This window comes from Streptomyces sp. NPDC059524 (assembly GCF_042749255.1).
Classification (GTDB): domain Bacteria; phylum Actinomycetota; class Actinomycetes; order Streptomycetales; family Streptomycetaceae; genus Streptomyces; species Streptomyces xanthii.
Genome location: NZ_JBHYTK010000057.1, coordinates 34,670 through 45,266 on the forward strand (window position 1 = coordinate 34,670; position 10,597 = coordinate 45,266).

10 protein-coding genes and 1 pseudogene are annotated in these 10,597 nt (G+C 72.9%); 6 read left to right on the plus strand and 5 right to left on the minus strand.

From position 1 onward, the window contains the following. Nucleotides 1-113 precede the first annotated feature (113 nt). Nucleotides 114-992 (plus strand): annotated as a pseudogene (locus tag ACFW9D_RS18120) (LacI family DNA-binding transcriptional regulator); the annotation flags it as partial. Between the two features lie 59 nt (nt 993-1,051). Further along, on the plus strand, nt 1,052-1,492 hold the full coding sequence (locus ACFW9D_RS18125) for a GNAT family N-acetyltransferase (RefSeq protein ID WP_384623069.1): 441 nt from the start codon (nt 1,052-1,054) through the stop codon (nt 1,490-1,492). A gap of 16 nt (nt 1,493-1,508) precedes the next feature. On the opposite strand, the gene ACFW9D_RS18130 is transcribed toward ACFW9D_RS18125, so the two are convergent. Further along, nucleotides 1,509-2,567, minus strand: a complete 1,059-nt coding sequence (locus tag ACFW9D_RS18130) for a vWA domain-containing protein (protein ID WP_188338819.1) — start codon at nt 2,565-2,567, stop codon at nt 1,509-1,511. Nucleotides 2,568-2,914: 347 nt separating this feature from the next. On the opposite strand from ACFW9D_RS18130, the gene ACFW9D_RS18135 reads away from it, so the two are divergent. Then, nucleotides 2,915-4,675 carry a stealth family protein gene (locus tag ACFW9D_RS18135; RefSeq protein ID WP_384623071.1) on the plus strand — a complete coding sequence of 587 codons (1,761 nt, stop codon included), beginning with the start codon at nt 2,915-2,917 and terminating at the stop codon, nt 4,673-4,675. A gap of 18 nt (nt 4,676-4,693) precedes the next feature. Here ACFW9D_RS18135 and ACFW9D_RS18140 read toward each other — a convergent pair whose 3' ends face one another. From ACFW9D_RS18140 to ACFW9D_RS18155, 4 genes are all read right to left on the minus strand, one after another. After that, nucleotides 4,694-5,230, minus strand: coding sequence for a GNAT family N-acetyltransferase (locus ACFW9D_RS18140; RefSeq protein ID WP_384623073.1), 537 nt, complete (start codon nt 5,228-5,230; stop codon nt 4,694-4,696). Nucleotides 5,231-5,239: 9 nt separating this feature from the next. Further along, nucleotides 5,240-5,980 (minus strand): SAM-dependent methyltransferase, encoded by a 741-nt coding sequence (locus tag ACFW9D_RS18145; RefSeq protein ID WP_384623075.1) that lies wholly within the window; start codon nt 5,978-5,980, stop codon nt 5,240-5,242. Nucleotides 5,981-6,093: 113 nt separating this feature from the next. Next, entirely contained in the window at nt 6,094-6,912 is an 819-nt protein-coding gene (locus ACFW9D_RS18150) for an alpha/beta fold hydrolase (RefSeq protein WP_384623077.1), read from the minus strand. Between the two features lie 31 nt (nt 6,913-6,943). Continuing rightward, the gene (locus ACFW9D_RS18155; RefSeq protein WP_384623079.1) at nt 6,944-7,699 is read right to left on the minus strand and encodes a VOC family protein; all 756 of its coding nucleotides are present in this window, start codon (nt 7,697-7,699) and stop codon (nt 6,944-6,946) included. Between the two features lie 52 nt (nt 7,700-7,751). On the opposite strand from ACFW9D_RS18155, the gene ACFW9D_RS18160 reads away from it, so the two are divergent. From ACFW9D_RS18160 to ACFW9D_RS18170, 3 genes are all read left to right on the plus strand, one after another. After that, entirely contained in the window at nt 7,752-8,591 is an 840-nt protein-coding gene (locus tag ACFW9D_RS18160; RefSeq protein WP_384623081.1) for an inositol monophosphatase family protein, read from the plus strand. 94 nt (nt 8,592-8,685) lie between these two features. Continuing rightward, nucleotides 8,686-9,624 carry a GNAT family N-acetyltransferase gene (locus tag ACFW9D_RS18165; protein ID WP_384623082.1) on the plus strand — a complete coding sequence of 313 codons (939 nt, stop codon included), beginning with the start codon at nt 8,686-8,688 and terminating at the stop codon, nt 9,622-9,624. Nucleotides 9,625-9,634: 10 nt separating this feature from the next. Further along, nucleotides 9,635-10,435, plus strand: coding sequence for a sugar phosphate isomerase/epimerase (locus ACFW9D_RS18170; protein ID WP_188338813.1), 801 nt, complete (start codon nt 9,635-9,637; stop codon nt 10,433-10,435). Nucleotides 10,436-10,597: the final 162 nt, after the last annotated feature.

Genomic DNA, 10,597 nt, shown 5'->3' on the forward strand with positions numbered 1-10,597 from the left:
GCGCCCCCGCCAGACCCCCACACAGCCGGGGGCCCCCCCCCCCCGGGCGCCGCCGACTGCCGCCCCCCCCCAAACTGACCACCCACAACACCCGCCCGGGCCGCGCCCCCCCCGCCGCCACGTCCGACCTGGTCGGGGTTCTGGTCAACGACATCGCCGACCCGTTCTTCGGGATCATGGCCTCCGCCGTGCAGTCGGAGATCGTGGGCCCGGGCGGCCGCGCGGGCGGCGAGCGCCTCGCCGTCGTCTGCAACACGGGCGGCTCCCCCGAACGCGAGCTCACCTACCTCACCCTGCTGCAGCGCCAGCGTGCCGCCGCCGTCGTCCTCACCGGCGGCGCGATCGAGGACGAGGCCCATGTCGCGGCCGTCGCGGGCAAGCTGCGGCGCCTGTCGGAGGCGGGCACCCGCGTCGTCCTGTGCGGCCGCCCGCCGGTGCCCGGCACCGACGCGGTCTCCGTGACCTTCGACAACCGGGGCGGCGGCCGCGAACTGACCCGCCACCTGCTCTCCCTCGGCCACCGCCGCATCGGCTACGTCGCCGGGCCCGAGGAGCGCACGACGACCCGGCACCGTCTGGAGGGACACCGTGAGGCGCTCGCCGACGCGGGCGTCACGGAGTCCGACGACCTGGTGGTGCACGGCACGTACGACCGGGCGACCGGCCGGGCGGCGACCGCGGAACTGCTGCGCGGCGCCCCGGACCTGACCGCGATCGTCGCCGCGAACGACACGGTGGCGCTCGGCGCCTGCGCGGCCCTGCGCGAGGCCGGACTGCGCGTCCCCGAGGACGTCTCGGTCGCCGGCTTCGACGACCTCCCCTTCAGCGCGGACGCCGTCCCCGCTCTCACGACCGTCCGCCTCCCCCTCAGCGACACGGCGGCCCGCGCGGGCCGCATCGCGATGGGCCGCGAGGAGGCCCCCGAGGGCGGCGTCGACGTGGTCGGCGGCGAACTGATCGTCCGCGGCTCGACGGCTCCGCCGCGCGCCTGACCGCTCACCCCTCGCAGAACGGCCCGGCGCCCGCACCCGGCCGTGCCACACTCGGCGCCATGACGCATGACCACGACGGCGGCCGGCTGAGCGTCGGCGAGGCCGACAAGGCGCTCGACGCCCGCCTGTCCCAAGGCCTCGACGAGGTCAACTTCCCGGCCACCGGCACCACTTCCGCCGATCAGACCTCCCTCTCGGTGAAGGTCGTCGACGAGGCGGGCGAACTCGTCGGCGGCCTGTCCGGCTGGACCTGGGCCGGCCTGTTCGGCATCGAGATGCTGTGGATCCGCGAGGCGAGCCGGAAGGACGGCTGGGGGACGCGGATCCTCGCCGCGGCGGAGGAGGAGGCGCGCCGGCGCGGCTGCGACCGCGCCTGCGTCTCCTCCTTCACCTTCCAGGCCCCGGCGTTCTACCAGCGTCACGGGTACGTCGAGACCGGCCGCACCCTGGGCATTCCCGGCGGCGCGGAAGACGTCCACATGTTCAAGAAATTCGCCTGAGCCGGGAATTCCCTTTTCAGAGCATGATGAGCAGCCGTGTGTTCGCCTTCAGCTTTCGGTTGACCGAGCGGCTCTGCACATAGACCTCCAGCTTCGGATTGTTCCCCGCCTTCACCGACACCGTGCCCTTGATTCCCGTGCCGAAAAGAAGGCTGCGCGCCGCGTCTCCCGTATAGGCGCGGTCGGTGTCCTTCTCCACGACGACGACTTCCTTGTCGGGCTGGACCTGGACGCGCGCACCCAACTGGTAGTAGCAGGAACCGCGCTCATAGGTCACACCCGGATGGGAATTCACGAACGAGCGGATCTCGGCCTCCTTGTCGACCTTCAGGAGCCGGTACTTGTCGGCCGGTATCGGCTCCAGGTTCGCCCGCACCTCGTCGACGGATATGTCCTGGCCGACCGCGAACAGGTTCTTCGTGCCGCGCACGCCCTGCTCGCGCCCGCGCAGGAAGCTGGTGGCGGCGGCGCGCACCGTGCCGATGGCCTCCTCGACGCCCTGCTTCGAGTCGGCGTCCCAGATCGCGATGTTCCCCGCGGGGAAGCCGTAGTTCTGCGCGGTGCGCTTGGCCAGCGAGTTCGGCACGAGGATCGCGGACGTCCAGTGGTCCGGCAGACCGCCCATCTTGGCGGTGATCCGGTCGAGCCACGGCCCGAGGATCGACATGTCGCCGTCGTGCCGGCGGTCCCCTCCCGACGCGTTCTCCTCCCCGTCCGTCACCACGATCTGGAGGAAACTGTGCTCCCCGTACTCCTCCCAGATGTGGTCCAGGTCGTCCAGGGATTTCAGCGAGGCCTCGATCAGCGCCGTCGCCCCGTTGTTCACCTTGTAGAGCCCGCGCATGGACGGAAGGTGCTTCACGTCCATGTCCCACACCAGGTTCTCCACCCGGTGGTCGAAGGAATAGAGGCTGATCCGCGTCTCGTGCCCGAGGCTGTCCGATTCCGCCTTCAGTCCGGCCACGAATTCGTCGACGACGCGCACGAGCTGGTGCTGGTGCTGATACATGGAACCGGAACTGTCCACGACGAGTGCGACGTGATTCACCTTGTGCTGGATCTTGCGCACAGACATGCCTACGCTCCCCCTCCGACGGGAATTCCCCATCCCCCGAGTGATGTATTCACTCTAGGGGCGACCACTGACAACGCCCCGCCCCGCGGACCGGCCCCGCGCGGACCGCGCCCAGGCCCCCCGGACCGCTCCGGACCGCCCCGTGCCGCAGATGGTTGTACGGCAAAAGGTCGCACTTTGAACGAGAATCCGTCACGGCTCCCTCACGCTTGCCGCTCCCGCCGCCGGCCAGACCGAACAGTCGTCCGGCCGACATAGCCTGGCGAGGTCTCTCATGGCACGCGCGCTGCCCCACACCTCAGCCGTGACGCCGCGCCCTGCCCCGCTTGACAGATCGGACACGCACCATGGCCCCGCCCCGCCCCCGTTTGTCCCGCTTCCGCCGCGAAGTGCCGCTGCCGGCCGTACCAAGCCAGCCCGTCCCGGCGGACGCGGCGGCGCCAGTGGCCGTCCCGGCCGTTCAGCGCCGGGCCGCGCTCCTCGCGGGCGACGACGCCCTGGCCGAGGTCACCGTCGAGGGCCGGACCTGGGTCGGGCGCCGGGTGGGCGGTCTCGACGAGGCACGGGCGGCGGAGCGCAATCTGCGCCTGGTCACGGACGCGCTCCGGCACGCGGGCGTCGACTACTTCATGGTTCCGGGCCGCTCCGTGCAGAGGTACGTCGTCGGCATCCGGCTCTCCGACCGCAAGGCCCTGCTGAGCGCCCTGCGCGAGCTGTACGCGGGCACCGCCCTGTACGCCGCCGAGCCCACCTCGGACAACTGGCCCGCGACCGCCGCCCTCTACGCCGAGGGCGCCCTGCCCACGCAGCTCAAGCGGCGCCCGGTGATCCGCTTCGGCGAGATCCTGCTGGGTCCGGCCGGCCAGGTGCTCGGCAGCCTGGTGCGCGGCTGCGACGTGGAGTTCTGGCGGGACGGCGGGCAGCTGCGCGAGCAGCGGGAGGAGGGGGACGAGCGCGCCGAGGAGATCCTGCGCGGCCTGCGCTTCCAGGCACCCCCGGCCCTGCTCGACGGCGCGCTCGTCGGCCCGCGCCCCAACGCGGTGTCCGACGTCGTCCCCGCCGAGTCGCAGGAGCCCGCCACCCGGACGGTCCTCGGCGTGGAGCACCCCACGTTCGCCGAGTTCACCGTGCCGGGCATCGACACCGTCACCTTCCCGCTCGACGTCGTCTACACGTGGGTGGACGGCGACGATCCCGAACTGGCCGCGAAGCGCGAGCTGCACCGCACCGGCCGGGCTCCCGACGCGCAGTCCCGCGAGGCGGGCGCCTCCCGCTACACGAGCCACGACGAGCTCAAGTACTCGCTGCGCTCCCTGGAGATGTACGCGCCGTTCCTGCGGAACGTCTACATCGTCACCGACGGCCAGACCCCGTCCTGGCTCGACACCTCGGTGCCCGGCATCAAGGTCGTTGACCACAAGGACGTCTTCCGGTCCGCCGACGCGCTGCCCGTCTTCAACTCGCATGCCATCGGCACCCAGTTGCACCACATCGAGGGCCTGTCCGAGCAGTACCTCTACTTCAACGACGACGTCTTCCTCGGCCGCCCCGTCACCGCCGGGCACTTCTTCCACGGCAACGGCATCGCCAAGATCCCCTTCTCCCCTTCCCAGCTCGGCCTGGGCGCCCCGCACCCGGACGAGCCCGCGCCCAACTCGGCGGGCAAGAACGTGCGGCGGCTGCTGCACGCGGAGCACGGGCGGATGACCGTGAACAAGTTCGCGCACGCCCCGCACCCCCAGATACGCGCGGTGATGCGGGACATCGAGGAGCGCTTCGCCGAGGACGTGGACCGCACGAGCCGCTCCCGCTTCCGGGCTCCGACCGACATCGCGATGGGGGCGTCCTTCCACCACCATCACGCGTTCCTCACGGGGCGCGCGGTGCCGGCCACGTACAAGACGCGGTATGTGGACGTGGCCCGGGCGGACGCGGACGAGCGCCTCGCCGAGCTGCTCACCAACCGCCGCTTCGACTTCTTCTGCCTCAACGACGTGAACACGCCGGCGGAGCAGCAGGACGAGATCAACGAGAAGATCCACGCGTTCCTGGAGGCCTACTTCCCGTTCCCGGGCCGCTTCGAGCGGGACTCCGGGGCGGCGGGCTGACGCGCGCCCCGTCGAGGGTCACGCAGACTGCGCCGCCGCCCCGGTCAACCGCTTCTCCAGCAGGGTGAACGACTTCGGCTTCGTGCCCGGCTGCGGCTTGCCCTCCTTGTGGCCGACGACCCGGTACCCGGCCTTGATGTAGTACGCCTTCAGGGCCGGGTTGGTGGCCACGCAGTCGAGCCGCGCCAAGGGGCGTCCCCGCTCGGCGACGCGGCGCTCCGCCGCGCGCAGGAGTTCGCGTCCCGTGCCGGGCGGGACGCTGCCGTGCGCCACCATCAGGCGGTGCACATATCCGGCCGTCGCCGGCTGCGGGCCCCACGCGGCCTCATCCTCCCACCACAACTCCCACGCGCCGACGGCCCGTTCGCCGCTCTCCGCGAGCCACACCTCGCCCCCGCGCTCGCGTGTGCGGCGGAAGTGGTCCACGCCGAGTTCGCCCGGGCGCCACTGGCCCGTGACGCCCCGGCTCAGCATCCAGCGGGCGGCGTCGTCACGCAGTCCCACGACCGTGGCGAGGTCGGTGTCGTCGGCGAGGCGGAAGCGCAAGGTGTCCATGGGGCCGTTCTACAGGGCGGGCGTGCGGCGCAGGACGAGGGTCAGGAAGCCGAAGCTGTCCCGGTAGGCGTGCAGCCACTCGTCGCGGCGGGCGTGGGACCAGTCCAGGACCTCGGCGCTGTCCGCGTGGCCGGGGTGGTCGAGCGCCCACTCGGCGAGCATCCCCCACAGCGACCACTCGTAGTCGTCCAGCTCCTGGCGGGTACTCGCATGCCCGTACACCGGCACCCAGCCCTCCCCCACGACCTGGTCCACGGTCGACGCGAGATCCGTGAACTCGCCGAGCACCTCGACCGCGTCCGCCGTCGGCTCGCTCAGCCAGTACCCGTCTCCGATCAGCACGCTCCCGGTCGGGGCGAGCCGGGCGCGGGCGCCTTCCAGCGTGGGCAGCAGCCCGCCGAACGCGTGCGCCGAGCCGACGCTCAGTACCGCGTCGAAGGGCTCCGGCGACGTGTACTCCTCCGCCTTGCGGCAGTGCAGTTCCAGCCGGTCCGCGACGCCGCGCGCCTGCGCCGCCGCCCGCGCGATCTCCAGCGACTCCTCGGACAGGTCCACCCCCACGGCCCGCAGCCCCGGCCGTGTCTCCAGCGCCCGCAGCAGCCACTCCGCCGTCCCGCACCCCAGATCGAGCACGCGGCCGCCGTCCCGGGGCAGCACCCGGTCGAGCAACTGCCGTACGGACGCGTCGCCGAGCGGGGACTTGATCGGGTGCCGGGTGTGCGCGAGGTTCGAGATCGTCTCAGGGGTCATCCGTGCACCCTCCCAAGCGGGCCGCCCCCACGCACCCGCTTTTCCGTGGTGCCCGACCCGAGGAGAGCGCGGGCGCCTGCTGCACCGAGGCCCACACCCACCGGCCGGCCGGTTCAGCCGATTCCCTTGAGGAAGCCGAGCAGCGACTCGTTGAAGACCTCGGGCTGTTCGGCGCCCGGGAGGTGGCCCGCGCCGTCGATGACCGTGAGCTGCGCGTGCGGGACCAGGGTCGCGATGGACCGCGCGTCGGAGACCGGCGTGTAGACGTCGTCCGCGCCGACCACGATCAGGGTCGGGGCCGTGACCGAGGCCAGGGTGTCGCCGTAGTCGGGGCGTTCGGCGCGGCCGCGCAGGGCCGCCGCCGCGCCGCGCGGGTCCGTGGCGCGCATCATGCCGAGGACCTGCGCGGCCACGTCGGGGAGCGCGGTGACGTTGTACGCGGCGAGCATCTTGTCGATGACCTCGTCCGCGTAACCGGCCATGCCCTCGGCGAGGAGGCGGTCGGCCAGGCCGTTGCGGAAGGCCTTGCCGTCGGGGGTCTCGGCGCCGTAGGACGTGTCGGAGAGGACCAGGGCGCGCACGCGGTCCGGGTGGCGCCGGTGGAAGTCCATGCAGATCTGGCCGCCCATGGAGACGCCGCCGATCACGGTGCGGTCGATGCCCAGGTGGTCGAGGAGCGCGGCGATGTCGTCGGCGAAGTCGGCGAGGAACACCTGGCCCGGGGTGACGTCGCTGTCCCCGTAGCCGCGCAGGTCGGGGGTGATGACGCGGTGGCCGGCGGCGGCGAGGGCGTGGGCCTGCGGGGCCCACAGGGTGTGGTTGAACGGGTGACCGTGGACCAGGACGACCGGGGTGCCGTCGGCGGGGCCGGACTCGGCGCAGTTCAGGGTGATGGCGCGGTCGGTGAGGGTGATGCGGCGGACGCTGCTCATCGCGGTTCCTTGGGTCGTTCCGGTGGCGGGCTCAGGTCAGGGACAGGACACAGAACTCGTGGTCCTCGGGGTCGGCGAGCACGGTCCACGACACGCCGGGGCCCTGGCCGAGGTCGAGATCGGTGGCGCCGAGGGCGCGGAGCCGGTCCGTCTCCGCCGCCTGGTCGTCGCCGGGGTACGGCAGCAGGTCGAGGTGGATGCGGCGGGCGGGGGCGGCGGGCGGCGGGCCGGGTGTGCGGAGGAATTCCACGTAGGGGCCGATTCCCTGCGCCGCGCGGAGCCGGGCCGCCTCACCGGTCGTCTCGACGACCGTCCAGTCGATCGCCTCGCCCCAGAAGCGGGCCATGGCGTGCGGGTCCGCGCAGTCGACGACGACGGCGGCGAGGGGCCCGCTGTCGCGGTAGGTCTCTCGGGGCTCCAGCACACAGAACTCGTTGCCCTCGGGATCGGCGAGGACCGTCCAGGGGACGTCGTCGCCCTGCCCGACGTCGGCGGGTGTCGCGCCGAGCGACTTCAGGCGGGCGATCAGTTCCGTCTGGTGGGCGGGCGAGGTGGTGGCGAGGTCGAGGTGCACGCGGTTCTTCGCGGCCGGCTTCGGGTCCGGTACGGCGATGACGTCGAGGGCCACGGCCGTGCCCGGGGCGCGCCAGTCGAATCCGGGCGGCTGTACGGCCGTCCCGCCGGGCCCCGCGCTCACGGCGTCCCAGCCCAGCGCCTGCGCCCAGAACCGGCCGACCGCGACGTGATCGACGGCCTTCACGTTCACCTGCATCGGTCGCAACGGCATGTTCGTGATCTTACGGAGCCCGCTCCCCGGGCGTCGCCCCTATTCTCCCGTCATGCCGATCATGAACACGCCCCCTATGACCCCCGCCTCCGACGCCCAACTCGCCGTCCAGGCCGCCCTGTCCGGCGCCGCCGTCGTGCGCGCGATGTACGGGACCTCGCTCGCCCGGGTCGACAAGGGCGCCGGCGACTTCGCCACCGCCGCGGATCTCGCCGCCGAGGAGGCCGTCCTCGACGTGCTGCGGCGGGCCCGCCCCGGGGACGCCGTGACGGGCGAGGAGAGCGGGCGCGGCGGGACCGAGGACGCCGCACGGCGCTGGCTGGTGGACCCCTTGTGCGGGACGCTCAACTACGCCGTCCGCACCACGCTGGCCGGCGTCAACGTCGCCCTCCGCATGGACGGTTCGACCACCGCGGCCGCCACCGCCGACCCCTTCAACGAGGAGGTCTTCTGGACGGACGGCGACGGGAACGGGGGTTCCTGGCTCCGGGACGCGGAGGGCACCGACCACCCCCTCTCCCCCTCCGCCGCCTCCCGGCTCGTGGACGTCAACCTCGATCCCCCGTTCCCGAACGCCCCCGGCTTCACCGCGGCCCGCCTCCTCGCCACCCCTGGTTTCGCCGAGCGCTTCCGCCCCCGCGTCGTCTCCACGACCCTCGCGGTCGCCTGGGTCGCGGCCGGACGCCGGGCCGCGTACGTCACGGACGGCGACCTCCGCGACAGCGTCCACTTCGCCGCAGGCATCGCGCTGTGCCGCGCGGCCGGCTGCGTCGTGACGGGCCTGCGCGGCGAGCCGGCCCTGAGCGGCCCGGACGGCCTGGTCGTGGCGGCCGACGCGGAGACGCACGCCGTTCTGCTCGACCTGGTGCGGGAGGTGCGGGACCAGGGCTGACGTCCGTTCCATGGACGCCCCGCACCCCTCGGCGTACGCTGGCAGGACCCTCGATCTCTGACTCAGTCAATGATTCACGTCGCGAGGTGGCGTCATGACCGTGCAGGACATCCGGTCCTTCAACCGCTTCTACACCAATGTCATCGGGGCGCTGGACTACAGCCGGCACCTCTACGCCCCGTACACGCTCACCGAGTCCCGTGTGCTGTACGAGCTGGCGCACACGGAGCACGTCGACGCCGCCGACCTGCGGGCGCGGCTGTCGCTCGACTCGGGGTACCTCAGCCGGATCCTCGGGAAGTTCGAGCGGGCGGGGCTCGTCGAGCGGGCCTCGTCGGGGGACGATGCGCGGCGGCGCCGGGTGACGCTCACCGCGCGCGGGCGCGAGGCCGCCGATCTGCTGGACGAGCGGTCCCGGGAGGCCGTCGGTTCGCTGCTCTCGACCGTGCCGGCCGGTGACCGGGAGCGGCTGTCCCAGGCGCTGCGCACCGTGCGGGAGGTCCTCGGGGACGGGCGCGCCGCCCCGCATCCGGACAACGTGCTGCTGCGCGAGCCCGGCCCCGGCGACCTCGGCTGGATCGTCGCGCGCAACGGGGCGGTGTACGCGGCCGAGTTCGGCTGGAACGCCGACTACGAGGGGCTCGTCGCCCGGATCGTCGCCGACTTCGCCCAGGACCACGACCCGCATCTGGAGCGGGTGTGGATCGCCGAGCTGGACGGGCGGCCTGTGGGGTGCGTGATGTGCGTACGGGACGCCGCGCCCGGCACGGCGCGGTTGCGGCTGCTGCTCGTGGAGCCGGAGGCGCGGGGGCTCGGGATCGGGGACCGGCTGGTGCGGGCCGTCGTCGACTTCGCGCGCGGGGTCGGGTACCGGGAGCTCGTGCTGTGGACGAACGACGTGCTCAAGGCCGCCCGGTCGCTCTACCAGCGGCACGGGTTCGTGCTGGCCGGTGAGGAGCCGCACCGGTCGTTCGGGGCCGATCTGACCGGTCAGGACTGGCGGTTGCCGTTGCGCGACGGCGGCGCTGGGTAAGGTCCGGGCCATGAAACTGGCGTTCTCCACCCTCGGTGTCCCTGGTCTCCCGCTCCCCCACGTCCTCGCGCTCGCCACGGAGCACGGCTATCACGGCGTGGAGCTGCGCGCCCATCCCGAGGAGCCGGTGCATCTCGGACTCACGCCCGGCGAACGGGCCGATGTCGCCGCGGCGTTCGGCGACGCGGGCGTGGAGGTGCTCGGGGTCGCCGGGTACGCGCGCGTGGCGGCGCCCGGGGAGGACGAGCCGGTGCTCGACGAGATGCGGGAGCTGGTCGATCTCGCCGGGGACATCGGCGCCTCGTACGTGCGGGTCTTTCCCGGGGCCGGGGAGGAACAGGACTCCGAGGTCGCCGACGCGGCCGCCGCGCGGCGGCTCGGGGCGGTGGCCGCGCACGCGGCGGACCGGGGGGTGCGCGTGCTGCTGGAGACGCACGACTCGCATCGGACCGGGGCGGACGCGTGCCGGGTCGTGGGGGCCGTGGGGCACGGGAGCGTCGGCGTGCTGTGGGACGTCATGCACACGTGGCTGGGCGGGGAGCAGCCCGGCGAGACCTACGCGGCGATCTCGCCCTACCTGGGGTATGTGCAGGTCAAGGACATCGCGGGGGACGGCGACACGGTGCCGCTGCCGCTGGGGGGCGGGGTGCTGCCGCTCGGGGAGTGCGTGGAGGTGCTCAGTCGGGCGGGGTGGGACGGGTGGCTGTGCTGGGAGTACGAGGCCCGTTGGTACGACGGGATCCCGGCGCTTCCTGAGTTGCTCGGTGCGGGGCGGGACTATGTGGGCCGCTTGTTGAACGAGTCGGCGTAGGCCCGGGGTTCGGATCCCCGTCTGCCGGGTGCGGATTCGTCGCCGGGTGCGGGTCCGTCGTGGCTGGTCGCGCAGTTCCCCGCGCCCCTGAAATGCAGACCCTTCGGGTCGCATTTCCCCGATGAGGCGACGCCCCGATGGAGATGGCGCACGAAGTGCGCA

Excerpts from the sequence above, each read along its gene's own strand:
- ACFW9D_RS18125 (WP_384623069.1), top strand. The coding sequence starts at position 1,052 with ATGACGCATGACCACGACGGCGGCCGGCTGAGCGTCGGCGAGGCCGAC.
- ACFW9D_RS18130 (WP_188338819.1), bottom strand. The coding sequence starts at position 2,567 with ATGTCTGTGCGCAAGATCCAGCACAAGGTGAATCACGTCGCACTCGTC.
- ACFW9D_RS18135 (WP_384623071.1), top strand. The coding sequence starts at position 2,915 with ATGGCCCCGCCCCGCCCCCGTTTGTCCCGCTTCCGCCGCGAAGTGCCG.
- ACFW9D_RS18140 (WP_384623073.1), bottom strand. The coding sequence starts at position 5,230 with ATGGACACCTTGCGCTTCCGCCTCGCCGACGACACCGACCTCGCCACG.
- ACFW9D_RS18145 (WP_384623075.1), bottom strand. The coding sequence starts at position 5,980 with ATGACCCCTGAGACGATCTCGAACCTCGCGCACACCCGGCACCCGATC.
- ACFW9D_RS18150 (WP_384623077.1), bottom strand. The coding sequence starts at position 6,912 with ATGAGCAGCGTCCGCCGCATCACCCTCACCGACCGCGCCATCACCCTG.
- ACFW9D_RS18155 (WP_384623079.1), bottom strand. The coding sequence starts at position 7,699 with ATGCCGTTGCGACCGATGCAGGTGAACGTGAAGGCCGTCGATCACGTC.
- ACFW9D_RS18160 (WP_384623081.1), top strand. The coding sequence starts at position 7,752 with ATGCCGATCATGAACACGCCCCCTATGACCCCCGCCTCCGACGCCCAA.
- ACFW9D_RS18165 (WP_384623082.1), top strand. The coding sequence starts at position 8,686 with ATGACCGTGCAGGACATCCGGTCCTTCAACCGCTTCTACACCAATGTC.
- ACFW9D_RS18170 (WP_188338813.1), top strand. The coding sequence starts at position 9,635 with ATGAAACTGGCGTTCTCCACCCTCGGTGTCCCTGGTCTCCCGCTCCCC.